The sequence below is a fragment of the Microvirga sp. P5_D2 genome (genome assembly GCF_054049475.1).
Genome location: NZ_JBFUMH010000086.1, coordinates 1 through 22,167, shown reverse-complemented (window position 1 = coordinate 22,167; position 22,167 = coordinate 1). Strand labels below are relative to the sequence as shown.

21 protein-coding genes are annotated in these 22,167 nt (G+C 60.4%); 7 read left to right on the top strand and 14 right to left on the bottom strand.

The window, feature by feature from the left end; genetic code table 11:
• Nucleotides 1-274: 274 nt before the first annotated feature.
• The 6 genes from ACXJKO_RS19465 to ACXJKO_RS19440 all read right to left on the bottom strand — a co-directional run bounded on the left by ACXJKO_RS19465 (nt 275) and on the right by ACXJKO_RS19440 (nt 4,848).
• The gene (locus tag ACXJKO_RS19465) at nt 275-2,788 is read right to left on the bottom strand and encodes a PAS domain S-box protein (protein WP_457092734.1); all 2,514 of its coding nucleotides are present in this window, start codon (nt 2,786-2,788) and stop codon (nt 275-277) included.
• A 162-nt stretch (nt 2,789-2,950) separates the two neighbouring features.
• Complete coding sequence (locus ACXJKO_RS19460; RefSeq protein WP_457092733.1) at nt 2,951-3,124, bottom strand: type II toxin-antitoxin system ParD family antitoxin; 174 nt, start codon at nt 3,122-3,124, stop codon at nt 2,951-2,953.
• Nucleotides 3,125-3,407: 283 nt separating this feature from the next.
• Complete coding sequence (locus ACXJKO_RS19455) at nt 3,408-3,722, bottom strand: integration host factor subunit alpha (protein WP_457092732.1); 315 nt, start codon at nt 3,720-3,722, stop codon at nt 3,408-3,410.
• 203 nt (nt 3,723-3,925) lie between these two features.
• Nucleotides 3,926-4,207 (bottom strand): DUF5985 family protein, encoded by a 282-nt coding sequence (locus tag ACXJKO_RS19450; protein WP_457092731.1) that lies wholly within the window; start codon nt 4,205-4,207, stop codon nt 3,926-3,928.
• Complete coding sequence (locus ACXJKO_RS19445) at nt 4,208-4,477, bottom strand: DUF5985 family protein (RefSeq protein WP_457092730.1); 270 nt, start codon at nt 4,475-4,477, stop codon at nt 4,208-4,210.
• 5 nt (nt 4,478-4,482) lie between these two features.
• Nucleotides 4,483-4,848, bottom strand: a complete 366-nt coding sequence (locus ACXJKO_RS19440) for a hypothetical protein (protein WP_457092729.1) — start codon at nt 4,846-4,848, stop codon at nt 4,483-4,485.
• 556 nt (nt 4,849-5,404) lie between these two features.
• Between ACXJKO_RS19440 and ACXJKO_RS19435 the strand changes: the two genes are divergently transcribed.
• Nucleotides 5,405-6,118 carry a LysM peptidoglycan-binding domain-containing protein gene (locus ACXJKO_RS19435; protein ID WP_457092728.1) on the top strand — a complete coding sequence of 238 codons (714 nt, stop codon included), beginning with the start codon at nt 5,405-5,407 and terminating at the stop codon, nt 6,116-6,118.
• A gap of 54 nt (nt 6,119-6,172) precedes the next feature.
• Here the strand turns inward: ACXJKO_RS19435 and ACXJKO_RS19430 are convergent, their stop codons facing one another.
• Nucleotides 6,173-6,412, bottom strand: a complete 240-nt coding sequence (locus ACXJKO_RS19430; protein WP_457092727.1) for a hypothetical protein — start codon at nt 6,410-6,412, stop codon at nt 6,173-6,175.
• Nucleotides 6,413-6,680: 268 nt separating this feature from the next.
• Nucleotides 6,681-8,003, bottom strand: a complete 1,323-nt coding sequence (locus ACXJKO_RS19425) for a chloride channel protein (RefSeq protein WP_457092726.1) — start codon at nt 8,001-8,003, stop codon at nt 6,681-6,683.
• Nucleotides 8,004-8,157: 154 nt separating this feature from the next.
• On the opposite strand from ACXJKO_RS19425, the gene ACXJKO_RS19420 reads away from it, so the two are divergent.
• Nucleotides 8,158-8,682 carry a DUF2243 domain-containing protein gene (locus ACXJKO_RS19420; RefSeq protein WP_457092725.1) on the top strand — a complete coding sequence of 175 codons (525 nt, stop codon included), beginning with the start codon at nt 8,158-8,160 and terminating at the stop codon, nt 8,680-8,682.
• 9 nt (nt 8,683-8,691) lie between these two features.
• On the opposite strand, the gene ACXJKO_RS19415 is transcribed toward ACXJKO_RS19420, so the two are convergent.
• Entirely contained in the window at nt 8,692-9,306 is a 615-nt protein-coding gene (locus tag ACXJKO_RS19415) for a DUF938 domain-containing protein (protein WP_457092724.1), read from the bottom strand.
• A 308-nt stretch (nt 9,307-9,614) separates the two neighbouring features.
• Here ACXJKO_RS19415 and ACXJKO_RS19410 point away from each other — a divergent pair, with 308 nt between their 5' ends.
• Nucleotides 9,615-10,307, top strand: a complete 693-nt coding sequence (locus ACXJKO_RS19410) for a glutathione S-transferase family protein (RefSeq protein WP_457092723.1) — start codon at nt 9,615-9,617, stop codon at nt 10,305-10,307.
• A gap of 43 nt (nt 10,308-10,350) precedes the next feature.
• Here the strand turns inward: ACXJKO_RS19410 and ACXJKO_RS19405 are convergent, their stop codons facing one another.
• From ACXJKO_RS19405 to ACXJKO_RS19395, 3 genes are read right to left on the bottom strand one after another with little or no spacing between them, the layout of a single operon-like run.
• Nucleotides 10,351-10,509, bottom strand: coding sequence for a hypothetical protein (locus ACXJKO_RS19405; protein ID WP_457092722.1), 159 nt, complete (start codon nt 10,507-10,509; stop codon nt 10,351-10,353).
• Between the two features lie 10 nt (nt 10,510-10,519).
• A complete protein-coding gene (locus ACXJKO_RS19400) occupies nt 10,520-11,218 on the bottom strand; it encodes an IS6 family transposase (RefSeq protein ID WP_457092721.1) in 699 nt (232 codons plus the stop codon).
• A gap of 1 nt (nt 11,219) precedes the next feature.
• Nucleotides 11,220-11,522 (bottom strand): hypothetical protein, encoded by a 303-nt coding sequence (locus ACXJKO_RS19395; protein ID WP_457092720.1) that lies wholly within the window; start codon nt 11,520-11,522, stop codon nt 11,220-11,222.
• Between the two features lie 83 nt (nt 11,523-11,605).
• Here ACXJKO_RS19395 and ACXJKO_RS19390 point away from each other — a divergent pair, with 83 nt between their 5' ends.
• From ACXJKO_RS19390 to ACXJKO_RS19380, 3 genes are all read left to right on the top strand, one after another.
• Nucleotides 11,606-12,148, top strand: coding sequence for a hypothetical protein (locus tag ACXJKO_RS19390; protein WP_457092719.1), 543 nt, complete (start codon nt 11,606-11,608; stop codon nt 12,146-12,148).
• Nucleotides 12,149-12,369: 221 nt separating this feature from the next.
• Complete coding sequence (locus ACXJKO_RS19385) at nt 12,370-12,978, top strand: hypothetical protein (RefSeq protein WP_457092718.1); 609 nt, start codon at nt 12,370-12,372, stop codon at nt 12,976-12,978.
• A gap of 1,067 nt (nt 12,979-14,045) precedes the next feature.
• Nucleotides 14,046-14,867 carry a hypothetical protein gene (locus ACXJKO_RS19380; protein ID WP_457092717.1) on the top strand — a complete coding sequence of 274 codons (822 nt, stop codon included), beginning with the start codon at nt 14,046-14,048 and terminating at the stop codon, nt 14,865-14,867.
• Between the two features lie 152 nt (nt 14,868-15,019).
• Here ACXJKO_RS19380 and ACXJKO_RS19375 read toward each other — a convergent pair whose 3' ends face one another.
• The gene (locus ACXJKO_RS19375) at nt 15,020-15,367 is read right to left on the bottom strand and encodes a hypothetical protein (RefSeq protein ID WP_457092716.1); all 348 of its coding nucleotides are present in this window, start codon (nt 15,365-15,367) and stop codon (nt 15,020-15,022) included.
• Between the two features lie 684 nt (nt 15,368-16,051).
• Here ACXJKO_RS19375 and ACXJKO_RS19370 point away from each other — a divergent pair.
• Complete coding sequence (locus tag ACXJKO_RS19370; protein ID WP_457092715.1) at nt 16,052-17,494, top strand: hypothetical protein; 1,443 nt, start codon at nt 16,052-16,054, stop codon at nt 17,492-17,494.
• A gap of 454 nt (nt 17,495-17,948) precedes the next feature.
• Here the strand turns inward: ACXJKO_RS19370 and ACXJKO_RS19365 are convergent, their stop codons facing one another.
• Nucleotides 17,949-22,088, bottom strand: a complete 4,140-nt coding sequence (locus ACXJKO_RS19365; RefSeq protein ID WP_457092714.1) for an AAA domain-containing protein — start codon at nt 22,086-22,088, stop codon at nt 17,949-17,951.
• Nucleotides 22,089-22,167: the final 79 nt, after the last annotated feature.

The following is a 22,167-nucleotide window of genomic DNA, read 5'->3' as shown; positions in this document are numbered from 1 at the left end:
GGACGAGATCACCCGCGGATGCGGCTCAGAGTGTTCGCTGTAATTCGGGACCGAAACGTTGACACCCATCAGAACAGGGGCAACCGGCTGAACATGCGAAACAAACCGCTATGACCGAAGGGTAACAGTCGGCGCCGCGCGTAACCCTCGCGCTCTGAGAAAGAACTCAATCCACCGAGAGGCTTATCTGTGGCAAGCGAGAGGGTCTGGGTTCAAAGCCGAATGACAGACAAGGGCACGTTTCGGAAGGCGAGAGGCCCCCTGGCGATCGGTGTCAGGAAAGATCCGCTCCTGCCCCGCCATCGGCAGCATCCAGCGGAACGCTCATGATGCAGACGACACCCGTCGGCGCATAGGTAACCTGAACCTCCCCGCCGAGATCCTGCGCCAAGCCTCGCTCGATCAGGCGCGTGCCGAAGCCCCGGCGGGTCGGAGGCGCCACGGGCGGCCCATTCCTTTCCAGCCCCCGCAGGTCCAGGTGGGGCGTGTCACCCCGGGTGCTGTTCCAGGTGATGGCCACCGATCCCGCCGGCACCGAGAGGGCACCGTACTTTGCGGCGTTCGTGGCAAGTTCGTGTACCGTCATGGCAATCGCCAGAGCCTGCGGCGGACTGAGGCGCAGACGCAGCCCGTCGATCTCAAACCGCTCAGGGTTCCCGCGCGTGTAGGGCTCAACCACCTCGTTGATGATCTCCCGCAGCTCCGCGCCCTCCCAGTTCTCGCGGGTCAGCACATCGTGAGCCCGTGCCAGGGCGAACAGGCGATCCTCGAAGGCTCGAAGCTTCGGGCGGCTGTCTTCCCCAAGCTGCCGCAGGCTCTGGGCTGCCATGGCCTGCACGGTGGCCAGCGTGTTCTTCACCCGGTGGTTCAGCTCGTTGATCAGCAGCCGCTGGTGCTCCTCCCAGCGCTTGCGCCCGGTAATGTCGAACGCGATGCCCGTGGCCCTGATCTGCGGGAGGCCGCCAGTCGCAGCAGTGACCTCCAACTCGGCGCGGACGAGCAACCAATGATGCGAGCCGTCTGCCCAGATGACCTCCAGCTCGCCCTCGGCATAGCGGTCCCCGCGCTCAAGGGCGACCGCAGCGGCCGCCCGGAGACCCTCTCGAGCGCCCGGTGCGTAGCGGGACCTGATATCCTCGGTGCTCGGCGAGGCGTCGGCCGGGAAGCCCAGCAGAAGGTTCAGTTCGGGAGAGATGGTGATGGTATCGGTGCGGGTGTCGCTCTGCCAGACGGCCATCCGTCCTGCATCCAGCGCCAGTCGCCGGCGGGCCTCGCTCTCGCGCAACGCTGCTTCGGCCTCATGCCGTGCGGTGAGGTCGACCGTGACCGCGAGCAGGGTCTCGGGCTGCCCCTCCGCTGGGCTCAGGCGTGTGATGCTGCTATTGGCCCACACCAGGGTGCCGTCCGGCCGCAGGTAGCGCTTGTCCAGCGACACGTGCCCACCTGTCTCCAGCACCTGGGCCACGGCCATCCGGGTCGGTGGAATGTCAGCCGCAGCGGTCACGYCTAGGATCCCGAGGCCTAACAGCTCCTCACGGGAGCGGCCGAGGAGACGGCACAGTTCATCGTTCACCCGCACGAAGCGCCCGTCGAGGCTGACCTCGGACAAGCCAACGGCGGCGTGCGCGAAAATGGAAGCCAAACGCGCCTCGCTCTCGCGGCGCGCCGCCTCGATCTGCTTCTTTTTCGTAAGGTCGATGCTCACCGCCACCATGGTGCGTGGCTTGCCGGCATCGTCGTAGACTGGCGAGACCACATTCCTGACCCAGACGGTTCGGCCATCCGGGCGCAGGTAGCGTTTCTCGATCTCGAACGCCTCCCCTGTTTCGGGCACCCGCCGGAATTCACGAAGGTTGGCGGGCAGGTCATCGGGATGAGTGATGTCCTGCATCCGCAGGCCACCCAGGAGTTCATCGCGCGTGTACCCGACGATCTCGCAGAACCGGTCGTTGACCCGCAGGAAGCGACCCGAGCGGTCGCATTCCACGAGGCCCGCCGCAGCCTGGGCGAAGACCGCCGTTAGATAAGCCTCGCTCTCGCGTAGGGCAAGCTGCGACCGCACGTGCTCGGTGACGTCATGTCCCTGGACGAAGATACCCGTGACCCGACCTCGGGCATCCCTGATAGGCTGGAAGACGAAGTCGACGTAGCGAGTTTCCCGGGGAGCGCCGGCCTGCCTCTGGAGACTGACCGCCCTCTGGTGCCCAACGTAAGGCTTGCCCGTGGCGTAGACCTCATCCAGGAGTTCGAGGACACCCTGCCCCGCAAGCTCCGGCAGTGCCTCGCGTACGGTCTTCCCGATCAGGTCGCGGTGCCCGATGTGTTCGAGATGGGCGGCATTCGCCATCTCGTAGACGTGTTCGGGACCCCTGAACATCGCCATGATGCCAGGCGCCTGCTCGAACATCTCGCGCAGGCGCTCGCCTTCCTGGGCTGTCCGCTGCTCGGCCAATACCCGCTCGGTGGTCTCGACGACAATGGCGAGCGCGCCTTCGGGCAGCCCGCTCTCGTCGAGCACCGGGCTGTAGTCCAGGTTCATCCAGACCTGTTCGGGAATGCCGTTGCGGTGGAGCGTCAGCTCCTGGTCGCGGTAGGACAGCGTGCCGCCGGCCATGGTCACGCGCATGACGTTGGCGTTGAAGTCGACGACCTCGGGCCAGCCCTCCAGCACTCTGGCGCCGAGCAGGCGCGGATGCCGGCCTCCGGCAAAGACGGTATAGGCGTCGTTGTAGATCATCACCCCGTCTGGTCCCCAGAGAAGGACCATGGGAACCGGGGAGCGGAGCATGATGCTGACCGTGGTCCGCAGGCTCTGCGGCCAGCCGGAGATCGGCCCAAGCGGGGTGCTGGCCCAATGTGGATGCGTATGAGCGCACCCATCTCGCCTCCGCCCTTGAGAAAATCCGGGCCCAGGACGGGAGGGTTATCGAGCATGGACGTCGCGCTTTTCTTAGCCGGACCGGCGGCGCCTTGTCTCGATCTCGCTCTCGTGCTCGTCGAGCAGGCGCAGGGCCGAGCGCACGACCTCGCTGGCACTGCGGTAGCGGCCGCTCCTCACCTTGGCGGCGATGAAGGCAGTCAGTTCAGGCGTCAGGGACGCAGTGATCGTGGATTTGGAGGGCATAACAGGACGGTGGGTGATAAAGGTTCTTACCCTGTAACAGCGAACGTCAGGCTTCGCTAGCAACCTATGTTGCTGGTCCACGCGTTGCGTCGTCCATACCCGGTCACTGTCCGAGCGGGCCAGAATAGGGCCCCCGAAAGGACTGGAGCCTGACCGGCACAAGCCGAGGGTGATCGCAGGGAGGTCACACCTCCTGCTTCGTCTGGCTCCGAATATGAGCCTCCGTTGCAGGACATAGGGGACATGTGAACCGTCTTACGTGAGAGCTATCCAACGTATGCCGTCAGGCTGGAAGGGGCTTCTTTGTGTTGCCGTTGACATGCTCCTCAAGCACAAGTGAGGGGCGAAACGTGATGGACTTGCGAGGCGTAATTGGGACCTCCTCACCCGTCTTCGGGTTCCGGCCCATCCGAGCCATTTTATCCCGGACCGTGAAGACGCCAAAGCCCGAGAGCTTCACCGTCTCGCCTGTAGCGAGAGTGCTGCAGATTCCTTCGATGACGTGCTCGACCAGACCCGCTGCCTCAGTACGGGACAGGCCAGCGTTCTTGTAAACAGCCTCGGTGAGGTCAGCTCTGGTCGTGTTCTTGCCAGCCATTCGTTTGCCTCGAATAGGAAAATACTCGCTTACGACAGGCAAGCTCGGGAAGGCAACCTCAGGCCGTGCCCTCCCCTGGAAGGATGGACGACAGGCATGAGAGCCCGCGAGCGCCGTTGGTGTGGCAAAGGCAACAAGCCGATTACTCCTTGCCGCTACACAGGATAGGGCACGATCCGCATAACAGTTTGCCCTGGTGCCTTTTACTTTGACATGCCTGAATGCCGCCGGTTCTTCCAAACCACTGCCGCAATGATGATGGCGAAAGCTGCCACTCGCAGCAGATAAATCCAGCTCCGCTCCTCTCGGGGCACGTCGATGATGGCGACCAGCGCCTGGTTGGCGGCCAGAAGCCAAAAGGCGGTTGCGAACGCCCCAAAGAGGAAATCCCGGGTTCTCGTCCAGAAACGAAGAAAGAAGAGGCCCGCGATCAGAAAACCCATCGAGATCAGGCCGGAGATAAACTGGGATGCGGCGGTGCTCACTTACTCAGTCTCCCAGATAAAGCCAAAGAGGAGCACACTGACTGCCGCAAGAGACGCCAGGTGCCGAAATGGGACAAGATCGACAGTTGTCGGCAGGATGACCAGATCGATGACGACGAGCAGGTTGTTGACGGCCAGAAGAACGAAGCAGAGGGCGCTCCACAAAAGGAGCTTGGCCCGCGATTGAGCGTAGCTCCGCACGAGGAGAAAGGCACAACCGGCGCTTGTGAGAAGGCACAAGCTGTAGATGATGGTCTGAAAGCTGAGCATGGCGTTCAATCTTTCTTCAAACGGAATGCATTAGCAAAGGTGGTGAGCTTGTCATTGGGAGCTGAGAACAAGGCTCGGGTCACGACAGACGGACGCTCCCGATAGACGCGCTCGAGCTGCTGCACGAGGCGGTCCAGTTCAGGAGTAGCTGCAGAATAGCGGTAGGCACCATCCGCCTCCGCCATGATCAGGCCGGCCTGCTGCAGGCCGGCGATTCCTTGGCTCACGATCAGATCACTCGCCCGCATCTCTTGTACGAGCTCAGAGGCGAGCCAGCTGCGACCCGTGTGCCGGTAGAGCCAGAGCAGAAGTTCGATGTTCCAGACCGACCGCAGGGCCTGACGGAGGAAATCCCGCAGTTCATCATCCATCAGCCAGCGTCCGTATCCTTCTGGGAAGTTAAGGTCAGGGGCTACTACCAGGCTTCAGCAGAGTAGCCGTCGCGCCCATAGATCCAGATGGGCATGAACTCGCCATCCGTGCCCTTTGTCAGCACCTCAGCCCGTTGCCCGCACCTTCCTGATGAGCAGGCGCGCAATGGCAGCCTGAATGGCCTCGCCTTTTTCGGAAAAGGTCCCGAGAACTTCCATACCATGCTGGACGGTCCAGTGGTTTTCGGCGGGAACAATCAGATAGCGGTCACACTGCATGCCCCGCGTTATAGGGCGTGAAACTGCCGAGGCTAGCCTGGGGCATCTTGCGAAGCTCGCCGGGACCCCCCAGGGGGCCTTTGGCGCCGAGCGACCGCGACGCTGTTCTCGCCGTCACCACTTCCTCCAGGACGGGGCCCCTCCACCTCGTCTGAGCGGCCCGCCAGGATCAGCGAGGCAGGGCTGCATTGGCGGCAACGATCCCGGGCGCTGCTGATTGTTTCTGCAGATCGTGCGCTTGGCCCCAGGTCGCACGTGCAGCTTCAGGGAGGGAAGCATGGGCATCCGGCACCTTATCGTCCCGACGGCCATGATGGTTCTTGTCGGCGCCACTCCGGGATGGGGGCAGGTGCCACCCCCGCCGTGCGGGGACACGATCACCATCAGCCGGACCGACACCCTCAGCGGCATCGCCCAGCGCTGCGACACCACCGAGGGCGCCATTCTCCGGGCCAATCCCGGGGTCGAGGGATCGGATGACCTTCAGGTCGGCACCCAGCTCAACCTGCCCTCCGGTCTATCCGGCGGAACCACGACGGACCGCCTGAAGTCGCTCGCCCGGGAGACCGGCGATGCCCTGACGGGGATGGCCCAGGAGCTTGGGTCCTCCGTCGAGGATCTCCTGAAAAAGAACCCGGATCTGCAGCAGCGGCTCAAACAGCTCGGGGACCGCCTCAACATTCCGGGCGGGGACGCCGGCAAGGCTCAGGTCTCGCTCTCGCCGCAGAGCGGTGCGGCCGGAACCTCGGTGACTGTCTCGGCCACGGGGCTGCCGTCGGATGCCGCCGTGGTAATCGGCGGCGGCGCACCTCGCTCGGCCTACGAGGTTCTTGACCGCACCCGGACCACGGCCACCGGGACGCTCCAGGCCACTGTTCGCATCCCTGAATGGGCTGGGGACCGGGAGCGCTTCGCGCTGACCCTGGCGGCCCCGGACGGAAGCTGGAAGGTGCGTTCGGCACCCTTCCAGGTCACTGGCACGAGGCTGTGAGCCCTCCCACGCCAACCCACGTGCTGGGCTGGACCGGGGGATCCCGTTCACGCTCTACCCCTTAGGTCTGCCGAGCCCTATTTCGGTAGGGGAACTACCGTTCCCAGGGCGGCGGCGGCTCTGGCCTGATCCCTCGCCGGGCACGGTGGTGTGCTCGCCCAGGGTCTGGCGGATCCAGAGCTTCTTCACCAGCACGCTGACGGCAACTGCAAGAGGAACGGCCAGAAGAACGCCGAGCCAGCCGAACACCACCCCGAATGCCACAATGGCAAAGAGCACCAAGGCCGATGGCATGGCCGCCGCACGCTACTGGATGAACAGCGTGATGACGTTTCCTGAGACGATGATGACGCCATTCCGTTGTCCAAGGGCCAGACCGTACGGCGTCGCACCTGATGTCACACGAACAGCGGATTGTGCCGTTCCACGGCGCTCAGAAAGGCGGAGGTCATCCCAGGACGTCCCTGCGATCATGCATGCTGGTCTGCCGAGCGAGGCTGCTGTCGAGACATGGAGCAGCCATTGGCCGGTTCGCGGCCTGCCTCGAAAGCCGTGCCCCTTGTCAATGACCGTCTGGCTTGTGCCTAGGTGACGCCACCGCCTCCGCATGTCCGGGCAGGAAGCCTTGGGAGAGCGCGTGATAAATCGCCTCTGTGCCGATGAAGCGTGATGCGCCGTAGCCGAGGAGCGCCGTCGCCATGAGCGGGATGGCCATGGCGTGATTGTCAGTCATCTCCATCACGATCACGAAGGAGGTGATCGGAGCCTGCACCACGCCGGCGAAATACCCCACCATGCCGAGCAGCACCAGAGTGCCAACCGGCACCCCAGGCAGCAGAGCCGAGAGGTTCGCTCCGATGCCCGCCCCGACCGCAAGCGACGGCGCGAAGATCCCGCCGGGAATGCCGCTGATGGAGGACAGGATCGTCGCGGCCATCTTGAGAAGCCCGAAGCTGACGGGAACATCGGAGGCTCCTGCCAGCAGTTGCCGCGCCTCGTGATAGCCGGTTCCATAGATCGTGTTGCCGGAGGCCAGGCCGAGAAGGGCGATGAGAAGGCCGCAGGAGGCAGCGAACAGCACCGGATAACGTTTGGCGGAGGCCTGGAAGCGCCCCTTGCCCTGGGCAACCGCAACCACGATGCGGCTGAAGACGCCGCCCATCAGCCCACCGCCAAGACCGCAGAGGGGAACCGCCAGCCACTCTTTGAGCGAGCCGATGGTCGCGCTGCTGTGCCCGAAATAGGTGTAATTCCCAAGCAAGGCCAGAGACGCCATGCCGGCGATGATGACGGTGGTCAGGACGAGGCCGCTGGTCTTCTGCTCGAAGGAGCGGCTCATCTCCTCGATGGCGAAGACGATCCCGGCCAGCGGAGTGTTGAACGCGGCCGCCACGCCGGCGGCACTGCCGGCCAGGATAACACCTTGATAGTGCCGGCCAGAGGCCTGACCAGCGGCATGGAGGATGGACGCGCCGACCTGCACGCTAGGACCTTCACGCCCGACTGATGCTCCGCAGGCCAAACCCAAAAGCGTGAGAACCACCTTGCCAATCGCGATACGGACGGAGACAAGCCGCTGGCGGGCCATGTCATCCGTGAGCTGCCGGGCGGCAATCGTCTGGGGGATGCCGCTGCCCTGAGAGCCCGGGAAGAAACGCCTGGCCAGGGTGATGGAAAGGGCGAAGGCGGCCGGGGTCAGCAGAAGCGGCCAATAAGGTGAGGCCGCGACCACGTGCCGGAACCCGGATTGCGCCTCGTCCGCCAGGATCGCGAACAGGGCCGCGATGAACCCGACCAGTGCACCGCCGCTCCAGAACACGATACGGCTGCGCCAGTGCGGCAGGGAACGCCACGCATGGACGCGGTGAGGGATACGGATCGCCACGACAGACCTCAAAAGCTCTGTTGCATTAACCTGTCAAGCCACAGGATGTAGCAGCTTCTGATCCAAGCGGACACGCTACCAATTGTGCCTCGCGGAGTTAATGCAACAGAGCCGCGCGGCTCTAAGTTGTTCCGGCTCAGCTTGGGAGGTGAAGGTGAACGGCAATGACGGAACCACCGGAGGCTTTCCGATCTCAGCCGGCATCCTGTTCGGGCTCGGCCTCGGCGGCTTCTTCGATGGCATCGTGCTGCATCAGATCCTGCAATGGCACCATATGCTCACCAGCGCCGGCTACCGGCCCGACAGCGTGGAGAACCTGAAGGTGAACACCCTGTGGGACGGCCTCTTCCATGCCAGCACCTACATCTTCACGGCACTCGGTCTTTGGATCCTGTGGCGCTATTCCCGGACCAACCACATCCGCTGGTCGGGCAAGCTCCTGCCGGGTGCGTTCCTCATGGGATTCGGCATCTTCAATCTCGTCGAGGGCATCGTCGATCACCAGATCCTCGGCATCCACCACGTCAACGAGACAGTGCCGCGGGAGCAATGGATCTACTGGGACATCGGCTTCCTGGTCTGGGGCGCCGCGATGCTGATCGGCGGCTGGCTCCTGATGCGGGCCGGTCGCAGGAGCACGTCTGCCAGAGCCGCTGCCCCGAGGAGCCGGTCGGCCTGACCTGGGCTCCTATCGCCGGAACACGAGACTGAGATTGTTGGCGGGCATTGGAATGCGCTCGGCAAGCTCCAGCCCGTGAGCTTTGGCCAAGTCCGCCACCTCCTCAAGGTCGCGGACACCCCAATCCGGATTGCGCCGCCTCAGGTCCTGATCGAAGGCCTCGTTGCTGGGAGCCGTGTGGGCGCCGTTCTCCTTGTAGGCCCCATAGAGGTAGAGCACACCTCCAGGCGGAAGCACCCGCCCTGCCCCGGCCATCAGCCCCTGTGTCGCCCTCCACGGAGAGATGTGGACCATGTTGATCGCTACGACGGCATCAGCTCGTGCCACCGGCCAGTCCGGAGCGGCGGCATCAAGGGATAGCGGCGCAAGCAGGTTGGATAATCCCGAAGTCGCTCGATGGGCTGCGATGCTGTTCAGAGCCTGCTCGTCGCGATCCGTAGGCTGCCAGGCTAGATGCGGCAATGCGGCGGCGAAGTAGACGGCGTGTTCCCCAGTCCCGCTGGCGATCTCCAGAACCATCCCGGTTCGAGGGAGGATCCGGCGCAGGACGGTCAGGATCTGATCTCGGTTGCGCGCCACCGATGGCGACGTCAGAGCCCGGTTCGGGTTTTGTGAATTCGTCATTGCGACCGTCGTACACCTCCAGGGTGGGAGAGCATAAGGAAACATGGGCAAAGAATGCCGCCCGTAGTTTTGGCTTTCATTGTACTGCCGCTGATCGGGCTTGATCGCTGCCTTCCGGAGGCCGCTCTCGGTGGCAGCCCTACAGCCCTTGYGCTCCCCTGCAGAACCCACCCAAATTTCCTTATGTTCCCCTGACGGAGATCTTCGATCCATTTGGGTCACCAAGCGTAAAGCACCATCGCCCTCCTTGGCAGTCGTCCACGTTCGGCACTAACCTCGCAGGTCGAATGCCCAGTGGATCTCCAGGAATGACCATCAAACGTTATGAACTCGCAGGCGCCGAGGACAACCGGCGCTTCAGCCCGTACTGCTGGCGGATCCGCTTCGCTCTCGAGCACAAGCAACTCGAGTTCGAGACGGTGGCGTGTCGGTTCACCGACAAGGATGTGATCGCCTTTTCCGGACAGGACAAGGTGCCGGTGCTGGTTGATGGCGATAGGGTTATTGCCGACTCGTGGGCCATCGCCTGCTATCTCGAACAGACCTATCCTGACCGCCCTTCCCTCTTCGGCGGACCGGCCGGACAGGCCCTGTCGCGCTTCTATGTAGACTGGGCGGATACGGTCCTGCACGGCACTCTCATCCGGCTGCTGGCGAGCGACATCCATGCGCACCTGCATGAGAGGGACAAAGAATACTTTCGCGAGAGCCGGGAGAGGCGGTTCGGGACAACACTGGAGGAGTTCTGCTCCGATCAGACGGAGACCCTGCAGGAGCTGAAGCGCATTCTCACGCCTCTGCGGCGAACCCTGCAGAGCCAACCCTATCTCGGCGGGGATGCTCCCCTCTTTGCGGATTACACGGTAGTGGGCGCCTTCATGTGGGCCCGCAGTGTGAGCCAGGCGCATCTCCTAGAGCCTGATGATCCTGTGGCCCTCTGGCGAAGCCGCCTTCTTGGCAGGCTTGGTAAGGAGGCCTCGCGTCTGAGGGCCTATGGCTGATCCCTGCAGCCGATGAGCAGGGTCTCGGTTTCTCGGTGTATCCTCACAGCCAGGAGGCGATCTTCTCCAGAGGCTTCTTGATCCCGCCATAGACCGGGACCGTGCAACTCGCTGCCGGATAGCCGACCACTAGGAGGATGTAGGGCTTTTCTGTCGGTTCCGTCGCAAATCCGGAGCAGGGCTGAGAAAATAGCAGGTGCATTGTGAGCCGCTCATGCGGCGAGCAAATCAAACTGCTCGGCGAGGGAGGGCCGCGGATTGCAGGCGTACTTCGCCTGTCCTTTGYGCATCATGTGCACCATCTCGATGCCACTCAGGATCACACGGGCAGCGGTCGTGGATTTGAACCCGAGCATGGATCGGACCCGCCGCTTGATGGCACGGTGATCCTGCTCAATGCGATTGTTGAGGTAAGCACTTTGCCGGATGCGGATCGGCTTCAGCTTCCGCCCCGATCGGTCCTCCAGTTGGTTCGTCGCGTCACACGATAAGATGGCTTCTCGATTGGTCTGGCTGCCGTCGATCACAATCCGCTCAGGCCGGCCATGGCGCTTGAGTGCCTTGCGCAGAAACCTCTTGGCCGCAGTGAGGTTTCGCCGTTCGCTGAACCAGAATTCAACGGTATCGCCATTGCTGTCGATGGCGCGATACAGATATCGCCATTGGCCGCGGACCTTAATGTATGTCTCATCAACATGCCATTTGCCCGTCACAGGCCGCTTGCACCGATTGAACTGTTCCAGCAGGAGCGGGGTATAGTGGACTGTCCAGCGGTGGATAGTCGCGTGGTCCACCTGCACGCCTCGCTCGGCCATCATCTCCTCGAGATCGCGCAGGCTTAGACTGTAAGCCAAGTACCACCGGACACAGAGCAGGATGACTGAGCGATCAAAATGCCTGCCCTTGAACACGCTACCCTCCGTTCGTGAGCCCAAGGAGGATTAGCTGAAACTCTGAAACAAATTGTTGCGACAGATCCCTTTCTCTTCCTCCAAGAGATCGATGAAGGTAGAGGCCACGTTGCCAAGCCAGCCCTTTTGCCCGTCGACGCATCGCAACCCGGTTTGCCGGGTTGTTCTCCTTTAGAAACACGGCCGCGATCTCCGGATTGAGCAACGCCCGATCGAGCAACCGGCTGAACGTCTCTTCCTTGCCCTTGCCCACAATGCGCCGGGCGGGCGTGGCCAGCGGTGCCGGCGTGCCACGCGTCTGCATGTCCACACACTTCCGGGTGGGCACCCCCCCGTTATCATTATACATACCGAGGGAAATCACACGCCGAATGGGCAGCGGGGCAAATGACAGTGATCGAAGCAACAACCTACTTAACCGTGCGCACTGTCAGCGATGCCGATAACCTGATGGATAAGGTACGAGTCTCGGCTGCTCGCGTCCACGATTGGATCGCTGCGCAGCAAGGAGATCCACTCGACCTTTTACGTCGGATCAAGTTCGACCCAGTCGGGTTCCACCCGATTGAGCACCGCGCACTCAACCTCATCGAGCAGATCAACCAGACGTGGGCCTATACGGTCACCATTGCCGCCGCACGCCAGCTGCTTTTGCTACACCCAGAGGCCGGCGGATTCCGCCTAGCGCCAGGAGCCCATGCTTCTCTAGATCTCGACATTATGAGCAAGGCTCCGGGCTTGGTCGGGGCCGAAACCTTCGCAGCTGTAACTCCGCGCAATAATGACAAACTGGCAGGCGACCTAAGGAAGCTGGCAGCTCGGCCAGAAACCCACCGTTATGTATTCTTCATGTCACCCAGATTTCCTGGCAATGTACGCCAACCGCAGTTCGAGAAAAACGGCGTTCAGGTTTGGTCTATCGATGTGTAATTCGACGCCCTAATACATATGGGAAGGATTATGAGTAGGCGCGATGCACGGACGACATGCGAATGTTCCTGTTTATGCGTGTGGAACCCTATTGCGGAGCCTAGGATACCCCATAAGATGACGCCAAAGCGTGGGGGCCGATATGGCACGGCTAACTTGGACTGGCTCAGTAGGTTTCGATCTCGAAAACATCATCCCTTGCGGGAACTCAGCGGTAGCCGATGCCTAAGGAAATTGAATATTCCGTTGTCGGTCTGGTCACTGAAATTATCGGAGCCTCGATTGCAGCGACGCCAGAATGGCTCGTGCGGCCTGGCAAGGCTGAGTGTGGTGACAAGTGGCCGCTCGTTCGCTCGATCTATTCGGATCTGACGGGGCTCGAGCTTCCCGACGAAATGCGCAAGGTCGAGCGCAGGACAGTTGACGCCGTCCTGCTGGTTCCCGGCTCGCCACCCCGCATTCTTGAGGTGGATGAGAAGCAGCACTTCAACGCCTACCGCGCGGCAACGCTGCGGCGCTACAAGGACGACGTCCCCCTCGCCTTTGACGCGGATCTTTGGATTATCCGCTCGGACGCCAAGACCAAGCTCGAGGGAGGTGGCTTCGGCCGGCCTGTGCCACCGCTGTTTCCCGGCGAGGGCGGCCGGCACCGTCAGCGCGCGTTCCGCGACGCCTTAACGGACATACTCGCACCGCATCACGGCTTCACGCCGACGCTGCGGATTGCCGACTTTKAAGTGAAGAATTGGATCAACGAGCCTAATCGGACTGAGAGGATGCTACGACTTCTTACGGCTCGCCTCCAATCAACGATTCGGCCATCCACATAGCAGCCGGCTCGTATAAGCCCATCCAGACATCAGAATGAGACGCTAATTGACATGACGACCCATCCCGCAATTACTGATGATGATCTCGCGCTAGCGGCAAGTTCAATTGTAGCAGTTCTCAAGCAGCGGGACCCGGCAACAGCCACAGCCGTGCCTGTTAGGCGGAGAGGCAAGGCATGGGATCCGCTCCCAGTCGGTCCATCCGCTTATCCCTGGCAGGATCTCGTCTATGCTTATAACTGGGTCGGCGATGACCACGCTGCCCTTGAGATAAGCATTGCACCTTACTTGAAGACGGGTTCCAGGCTGAGCTCAACACTCAGTACCCGAGCATGGAGCCCAGATGAGTCGGCCGAGGCGCTACAGCTCTCACGAGACATCTTCCACTGGGGTGGCATCCTTAATGCCGATGTGTCCGATCAGGCCCACGCAGCGGCCGTGTTCAGCTCTGCGCTTCGACTCGCCTCCGGAGACCACGGTCACATCTCAAACGGCCCTATGAGCAGCGGGTGGACAAAGGTTGCAGCCTTCGCGACTAGGCATCTCGACGATCCTAGCGACACCCGTTACACGCCGCAGGTGATTTGGGACAGTCGCGTAGCCAATGGTATGATGAAGCTAACCGAAACTGCCTCCTTCGACTTGAAACCGCAGGTCGCATCCTGGCTAAAGTCTCACCTTAGGCAGATACGTGGCAGGGGTGGATCAAGGATGAACATGACCCTTCCGGAGGGTTGGGATTGGGCGCATACGGTTCGTCAGAAGTGGGTTGCCCAATCCGCTGGATCTCGCGTCGTAAGGCACATGCGGGATACATTAAATCGGGATCCTCACCGTTTTGGGCAGATGCCACTGCCCGATGGGACCGTAGGCCCTTGGACGAGTTGGGGCGTTGGCCTTGCCCTATTCGTTGAGGGCTACTGAACTAGTGCTTACTGTTGGCGATCGCGAGACTGCCTAATTGTGAGACGGGGCACATATCCAGACCGCTCTAACGAGCTCGGCAATGGAACGCATGAAGTAATCAGCAAGCCAGATCTTACGACCCATAGTGGTGTGATAAATTTATGATCGACATAGATGTTGAAGAATTCAAGGAACTGTCCGACGACTTCGCGCGTGAGGTCGAGAGTTCCTCTGATCGGTCTGTAGTTATCATTGGAACAAGTTTTCTGGAGCTTGCTCTTCGGTGGGTTATAGAGAGCTACCTCGTCGAGGATCTCGCAAAGAATAGAGAGATCTTCGAGGGGAATGGCTTCGTATCAACCTTTTCGGCTCGGGTGAACTTCGTTTACGGTAACGGAATCATATCGAAGCAAGAGCGCCAGACGCTCGATCTCCTAAGACGAATCAGGAATGACTTTGCGCACTCGCCTCGCTCGCTTTCACTTGATACCGAGAAGGTTAAGGCGCGTTTGCGTGCGGTGCCAATAGCTAGCCATCATCTGGTGCCAAACACTATTCCACTGCCGAATGAGCGTGACGAAGCTCCTCCCTTTTTACCGCCAACGCCGAACGAGCCCCGGCGGTTCTTCGAGGCCATAGTGTTGTTCATGCTTCGAGCATTAGCAGCACGATCAATTACGATTCCGGCCAGAACCAGCCCTAGCGAATTTGAGCGAACCGGCGATCCATACCGTCTAATGTTGCGCCAGGCCGGGCCGGAATCATATCTTTTCGGTCGGTTAGAAGATAAGATCATCGAACTAAGGAACCGAGCGACCACCCTCGCAGAAGGCGACGAGCGAAGCGCGATGTCAAAGCGGATAAATCAGCTCGAACATGATTTGCAGACGCTCAGAGCGGGACAGGCAAGTAACGAGAAGCTTGCGGTAATCAAGCGCTTCAATGATTGGGTCGACCAATGGACAGGCTCAGCGGCAAAGTGAGAGGCTCACGCCCCATCTGACTATTAATCGGAACGACGCTCCGCTCAATTTGGCACCAAGAGTTGATCAAGTAGCTCATGCTGGTGCGCACTGCTGGCCGGACAGCACGTTCCCGTTCTAGTGACGAGGAAAGAACTTGACCCTATCTGGCGTCATGACGCAATTGCCCCGACGGACTTCCAGGTGCCGGGCGTTCCGCCGACTGTGCAGACCCAACCGATTGCCCCTGTCGCGACCGGGTTCAGGTTCCACACCAAGTCGCCCTGCCGCCATGCTCCCGTGGTCGGCGGTACAAGGCGGTAAGTCTCCTTGCGGTCGCGCAGGCCCGTCATGGTACGCGTGGCTGTGCCCTTGAAGACGTTACGGCGCACGTACTGATCGTCCGCATCGGCGTTGATGACTTGTAGCGCCGTTGGCATGCTCGGCGTCACGCCGTTGAACGTGTTATTGACGCATTCAAGATTAGGTACACCGTCGAAGTCCACCCGGCCATCCTGCATGTAGTTCTCCCGGAACGAGAGCCCTCGCATGGTTGGCCCGCTCAATTTTTCGTCGACTTGCGATTGTACAGGACGGACCTCAATAGATCTGGCGTGGCCTTGCTATTGAGACGGTAGGTCCGTTGGATGCGCGGTGATATCTCTTATTTCACGCTCGTTTCGGCGCAAAGCGTGGGTTGAATTCGTGAAATGAGGCCGTCAAAGAGATCCACGCAATTCAAGCAGCGACGGCTGTGATCTACGTTCTGCAACTCCATGACGACGACGGTTCCAGCGACCGAAATCACATCCGAAGCACCGGCGGGTGCTTACGGTCGATCGTGCGCACGATCAAGGCGGGTCAGATTAGCTTTGAAGCGGAGTTGCAGTTGTTGAGGAGGCGCAGAATGGCCTGAGGATCCACGCTCAAATGATCCACCGTTAGGGACGTCTAAAGTTGGAGTGCCGCGCTAGTCCACTCCTACTAGTTTGAGATGGCTGCTCGTCCCAACCCGGACTTTCATACTGCTAGCTAGCGTCACTTAAAATATGCGATAGCTCATAAGTCAATATAAGCAGTCAGACAGTACAACTCGAAAAAGTGGCCATCCATCTATGCCTGAAGTGCCGTTCCCTACGCAAACTGCTCCGACATCATCTAAGCAGAAACAATCAGAAAATTATCTGATTTCAAAGCATAACATCTTGGCAGGCTTCAACAGCGTTGAGACTCTAGTCGTAGACGAGGATATACTGAATGATAAAGACAGGAATGGCATCCTCCACCATTTGGTAGCGGTCCGTGCGGCTCTTGCCAACGTCTTGTGGAAGGCGGGCATTTACGTAGGTGTCTCTCTGCTTGACGAGTTTGTTCTGTCCGCAGCCAAGACCGGCCAACCCGACATCTTCGGCCGTGTATTAAAGAGTTTGCAAATTGCCGGGGTACAACGTGCAGGCTTCGTGCTCTATCCGCTTATTGAATTCGGTATGGAGATCCCATCTTTGTCCCGCTCCAGGTCTAGACTAAAGACCATTGCCGTATTCAGAGACGCCAATTTCGCAGTTACAGCTCAAGCCAACTCACTTGACGGAGCTTACGCTAACCTGAAGAAGATGGCTTTTGCTCTTGGAATCTCAGCACCAATTAACCGTTTAGACATTGAGCACTACGCACGTGGCGGCAATATGCAGTGGTTGATTTACAACCCATTGCTCCTCGTTCGCCTTTCTTCTTACACGGGCGCCAACTATGAGAATCAGTTTATCTATACCTTGAAGATTCGAATTGCATCGGCTCAGGTTGTGATGCTGCATGCCTTAAGTATTGACGCTGGCCTATCTGTTGGAAAACTTCTCTCCTCCGCAGCGGTCAACAATTTCGAGACGTTGGATATTGGACACTATCTGATCGGCGAAGCGACACAGCTTGGGAAAGCACTTGATATCCGCAGAGTGCCAATGAACGTAGGCGCATTGGAATTAGCGCGGCTGTCTGATCTTGCAGTGACATTGAGCACCAAGACCTTAAATCGCCAGAAGTTTAGGTTACTGCAAGAGGAATTGACCCCTGTCCTTCGAACCGTCGAGGAGGGCTTTCTAAGACATGTTAATCTCACGTCGAACGAGAAAGTTCATACGCGGGTATATCGGCGTCTTCTGACAGCTCTCGACTGGTACAGGCACTCATTCGGATCAAAGACAAAGGAGTCTGAGGCGATTGTCGCGCTAGCAGTCGCGTTCGAAACTCTGCTTACTGACCATTATGCGCCAGGTGGAGCCGCCCGAATTGCCCGTCGCATTGGCATTTGCCTCAAATCGGATCCTAAGGTCCGTGAATACCAAGCTAGTGCAATCGCTGTATATCATGCCCGAAGTGAAATCGTCCACAGCGGTGACGGTGGACACAAGACTGAGATAACCTCTGCACAGGCTGCATTTGCCAAGTGCTTCATAGACGTGGCGTCACGCCTAAATCAGCTTAATCGTAAGATGGTCGATCCTATTCGTGAGCTACTCAACGATGCACTGACGCTGGAAGAGATCGAAGCTAAGGCAATCGCCTCCGCGAGAGACAGTGCTAAAAGCAGTGGCGAGATTGCAGAAGGACAACGAACTCCTAGTGGGTTAACAGACCCCAAAGCCTGTTGAGATCGTCAGACCCCATGTGAAGCGGACAAAACTTCCAGTGAGCCGGAAATTTTCAGCGGCGTAGGGCGATATCTCCGGCTTCGCGTTCAGTCCGTAGGCAGCGGTGGGGCCCGGGTCCAGGGTGCGGCACCAGCTGGGTGGAAGGCAAGTAGCAAAACCAGATGAACTCGAGCGTCATAAACTCAGCCTCAGTTTAAAATATCTCCGCATCTGCTCAGGGCCGAAGGTGGTTCAGTTTGAGTACAGTTCAGCGCAACCAACCCCAGTCCGGTTCGGTAACTAACTATGACCGCTCTATCTGAACCAAAATTTGTAGACCAACTTATTCTTACAGCGGTATTCTCGTCCTGATCCTCATGCGATTGGAAGTGAGAGTACAAGAAACCTGCTTCCGTAATCTCAGCTTCTGCCGATACAATCTTATACTACCTCAGGAGGGTAGCGGCCGAGATATCTAGTGAGCTGCGACTCGCCTCTCGGTTCGCACAATGAGCACACGCCTCATACGACCGTTCACTTGGAACTCGGTCTCGTCTTCCTCAGTCAAACCAACCAACTCCTTCCCCAACGGAGAATTTACAGCCAGGAAGCCATTCATCAGATCGTCACGAGTAGCGCTCAATGTGAATGTCGCTGTCTTGTTGTCATCAAGGTATCTGATGGCAACTCGATCACCAACGCGGATCCCATTGGAGGAGCCGGCGAGCCCTTCAGCGCTTTTGACGGATATCTCATCCTGTACCTGAAGCTGAGTTCCCTGCTCGGGCTCACTCGACTTGAACTTATCACCTTTCATATGTGCTTCCGGCGCCGTGATATGAGCCGTGATCCCCCCACCACTGGCAGCACCGTCGCTTGGCTCAATCCCATGTCGCTCCAGGGTCGCGAACAGATCGTCCATGCAGCCATCCGGGTCGAGCGTAAAACTCGACGCCCAGCAGCGCCAGAAGCGCCAGCCAACCCGCTCTAGAGTGCGCTGACGACGCATGTCATCCGCCCAGCGCTCTGGACCATGGTACTGGTCCCCGTCACACTCGACGGCGAGGCGCCGTCCGTTCGCTCCCTCGACAACGAGATCGATGCGATACCCCATAGCGCCGACCTGGGGGGTGACCCGGTAGCCCCGTTCCAGGAGCCGCCGCAGCACCACTCGCTCGAAATCCGAGTCGCACATCGCCTCAAGATCACCCGTCGGCGTGACCGCACCGGCCATCGGGTCACGGAAATGGCGGATCACACGCGCCTTCAGGTCGTCAGGCTTGAGTTCCTCCTCACGAACCGAGCGGACGAGCACGAGACGGTCGCGGGCACGGGAGAGCGCCACGTTGAAGCGCTGCTCGAACTGGGCTGCCGTCTGAGCCTGCTTGCTGCTGGGATCGGCAATCATCGACAGGAAGACAATGTCGCGCTCGTTGCCCTGGAAGGTGGCACTGTCACCACAGGCGATGCGGTGGCGCATCATCACATCTTCCCCGAGTTCATCGAGAATCATGCGGTTGATGAGTGCGGCCTGCTTCGACCCGATCAGCGACACCACACCGATCGTGCGCCAACGGTCCTGGGCCTCGATACGCGCAAGGGTGGGATCCTCAACAACCTTCCGGATCTCACTGACAATGACCTCCGCCTCCCGCGGGTTCTGCTTGTCGCCCTGGCGGCGCCCGTCCGGCACATAAATGTCGACGAGCGGCGGATCTAGGCGTTCATGCGCGGTTGGAACGCGCAGCGGCACCAGCGGCTCAGGGTAGAACTGCATGGAGAACCGAATGATCGGCTCAACGCACCGGAAGTGTTCCTTGAGCATGACCAGCTTGTCCGGGAACATGACCTTAGCGAGGTCGTAGAGTGAGGCTCCCGGCAGCAGAAGCGTCTTGAAGGGCTGCCCTTTGAGGAAGCCGTTCTCGAGGCGGTCAATCTTTGCGTTCTCGATAAAGGCGGCTGTCGGGCTCACCTGCTTGTCGTCRCCGACAACGAGGATCTTCTTGCCGCGAAGAAGCGCTGGGACCTCACGGATGTCCGACTGGGAGGCCTCGTCCATGATGACGAGGTCGAACGAGCCAACCTCGCCAGGCAACTGCTCCGCAACCCGCCATGTCGGCATGATCCAGCACGGAATCGCGTCATAGCACTGCGCCATCGCGGTCCGGGCATCGCGGCGATGCCGAACAGCCCCTTTACCAGTGCCCTTGCCGGTCTTGCGCAGGGCCGTAGCGAACATCATCAGCGCAGAGCGCACCGGCCCAGACATGGACCGACCAAGCTCATAAAAGGTCCGCTCGCGCACCACCCGCTCGAAGGTCTTTCTGATTTCTGCATCAAGGCGGACCCGTTCCTCGGCCAGGCTACGCAACCGATCCCGGTCATCGATACGCGCCAGGTAAGCCGAGGCTACTGACCAATCCCATGCCTCACGCCAGTCGACGGGGGTCAAGGTATCCGTTTCACCTTCGACTGGTTCTATGGCCAGACGCCGGCTCCAGAGAGGAGCCCCCGCTTCGCGGATCTGGCCTGTGACAGTACGGACAAGCGCCAGATGGTTCTTGTGCTGATTCAAGTCATCGATTTGACGTCTCAAGGCACCCCAGAGCCGGGTGATGTTCTCCACCTCGATATCGGATCGTCCGATCGCCTCGCCCAGCAGGTCTCGTGCAAGTTGTCCGATCTTGCCGGATGCATCCGAGAAGACCCCTTCGAGCCGGGACACTTCAACGCGCGCGGCGGCGAGCTGTGCGGAGGCCGCTGCATTCCGAAGTGCCTCCTTGACATGTTCCATCCGAGCTGGATCGCGCCAGAGATCCCGAGGCGAGCTCGCCCCGGGTACGACTTGGCTGAAGACCTCCTCGAGCGTGCGCATGGCGCCAGCCCCCTCCACGAGGAGAGTACCAAGAAGGCCAACGAGCTGTTCGATCTCCCGCGCCGACCCAGCAGACGGAGCGCCAATCTCCTCGGCCAGTGCCCGCCACCGGACGCTCAATGAAGCGACTTGCTCCCGCCAGATGAGATATTGGCGAATGTGATCCCAGTCTTCACGAGCAGCCGGCACGCGCCCTTGCACCTTGATGGCCTGCACAACCGGCCGGAGTGCCTTCTCGCGAAAGGCAAAGAAGCCAAAGACCTCCTCCCCTTTGGCGAGGCGGCCGATCAACGTGGTGGCCTCAGCGGCTGCTGGCTCGAAGGTATCAGGCAGCTCTACCGGCTGGGCCAGGTAGCGCTTCCGCTCCTCGACAATCGGCCTTGCGTCCTCCGCGAACCGCAGGAGCAGATCGAGCGCGCAGGCCCCTCTCTCACCAGCGATCGCATGTTGAGCCACCGGCTCAAGCCAGGGGTTGGCTTTGGCGAGCGTCTGAACACGCTGCAGGGTTTCAAGGGCTTCGGCTCCTCGCAGAGCCTGCCCGATGGCACCAGCCGAACCGATGCGGATAGTCAGCGAGCTATCTCGTGCGGCGGCCTGCGCGAAGCGCTCGGACCGGACGAGGTCCTCATGCAGCCGGGCAATGACCTCCGCATCGGGCAGATCCTCAACGGACGGGAGCACCGCATCCAGGTGCTCGAGCCGGGAAGCGAGGGTCACACGCGCCGCTCGAAGAGCGGAGATCTCATCGTCTGACAGATCAACATCCTGGGCGGACTGCTCCGGGCGATCCTCGAACCACCTGTATTGCTCTGCCGAGGAGACAATCCGTTTTGCAAGCTCCGCGGGCCGCTCGCCAGCTCTGGTCGGAGCGAGCTGCAACATGGCGAACCGCTCGATCTCCTTGTCAACTTCCTCAAGTCGGGTCCGGAGGCCAACGACAGAAGATTCCAGGTCACGGATCAGACGCGACTGCTCGCTGGGCTTGGTGCTCTCGACGACAGACTGCAGGAGGCGCACAGCCGCCTCGAGCTGCTTGAATCCTTCTCGCTCCGTGGCCGTGATGCTGATCGCGAGATCCCGGACCCCTTCGGGCAGCTGGTTCCGCAGGACCGCAAGGGCGGGCTCCCGATGGGACACGACCAGAACCCGCCGGCCTGTGGCCATGTAATGGCAGATGATGTTGGAGATCGTGTGCGTCTTGCCCGTGCCGGGCGGACCTTGGACGACGATCCCGTCGGTGCCTTCCAGCCGCCGGACGATCTCGATCTGATCATCGTTGAAGGGCTTGGGGAAGAAGAGGTCCATCGCCTCAGCCTGGGGTGCCGCCTCGGATGTTCCCCCGATGGTCTCGCCAACCCGGTTCCCCAACGGAGCCCAGATATCATCTGGCTGTGCGGTGGAAGGCCCCATCACGAGGGTCTGAGCCGGGCCCGGCAACGAGCCCTCCTCAGCTGCCTTTTCGACCGACTTCTTCAGGTTCTCAAGATCCGCCAGGATGAAGCTGTCGGACCGTCTCCGGGCAAATAGAGCCCAACGGTCCGAGACGGTCAGGTGCTCGCCGGCCGGCGGCATCGGCTGGTCGGGCGCCAATGCCTGGCGATCGGGCAAGTATATGCCTTCGGCATCCAGACGGGCCTGACAGGCACGAAGGATAGGCTCAAACCCATCGCGCCGATAAGGCGAGACACCCTCATCCGCGTCGACGGCCGCGATCGCCCGGCGGGAGGCGTCCAAAGCCAAGGGAGCCCCTTCCACACCAAGTTCCTCAAACGGACGTATGTTGATGCTGGCTGTGGCGGCCCGGGGGCGAACCTTGATC

Excerpts from the sequence above, each read along its gene's own strand:
- ACXJKO_RS19460 (WP_457092733.1), bottom strand. The coding sequence starts at position 3,124 with ATGCCCTCCAAATCCACGATCACTGCGTCCCTGACGCCTGAACTGACT.
- ACXJKO_RS19455 (WP_457092732.1), bottom strand. The coding sequence starts at position 3,722 with ATGGCTGGCAAGAACACGACCAGAGCTGACCTCACCGAGGCTGTTTAC.
- ACXJKO_RS19445 (WP_457092730.1), bottom strand. The coding sequence starts at position 4,477 with ATGCTCAGCTTTCAGACCATCATCTACAGCTTGTGCCTTCTCACAAGC.
- ACXJKO_RS19440 (WP_457092729.1), bottom strand. The coding sequence starts at position 4,848 with ATGGATGATGAACTGCGGGATTTCCTCCGTCAGGCCCTGCGGTCGGTC.
- ACXJKO_RS19435 (WP_457092728.1), top strand. The coding sequence starts at position 5,405 with ATGGGCATCCGGCACCTTATCGTCCCGACGGCCATGATGGTTCTTGTC.
- ACXJKO_RS19430 (WP_457092727.1), bottom strand. The coding sequence starts at position 6,412 with ATGCCATCGGCCTTGGTGCTCTTTGCCATTGTGGCATTCGGGGTGGTG.
- ACXJKO_RS19415 (WP_457092724.1), bottom strand. The coding sequence starts at position 9,306 with ATGACGAATTCACAAAACCCGAACCGGGCTCTGACGTCGCCATCGGTG.
- ACXJKO_RS19410 (WP_457092723.1), top strand. The coding sequence starts at position 9,615 with ATGACCATCAAACGTTATGAACTCGCAGGCGCCGAGGACAACCGGCGC.
- ACXJKO_RS19405 (WP_457092722.1), bottom strand. The coding sequence starts at position 10,509 with ATGCACCTGCTATTTTCTCAGCCCTGCTCCGGATTTGCGACGGAACCG.
- ACXJKO_RS19395 (WP_457092720.1), bottom strand. The coding sequence starts at position 11,522 with ATGCAGACGCGTGGCACGCCGGCACCGCTGGCCACGCCCGCCCGGCGC.
- ACXJKO_RS19390 (WP_457092719.1), top strand. The coding sequence starts at position 11,606 with ATGACAGTGATCGAAGCAACAACCTACTTAACCGTGCGCACTGTCAGC.
- ACXJKO_RS19380 (WP_457092717.1), top strand. The coding sequence starts at position 14,046 with ATGATCGACATAGATGTTGAAGAATTCAAGGAACTGTCCGACGACTTC.
- ACXJKO_RS19375 (WP_457092716.1), bottom strand. The coding sequence starts at position 15,367 with ATGCAGGATGGCCGGGTGGACTTCGACGGTGTACCTAATCTTGAATGC.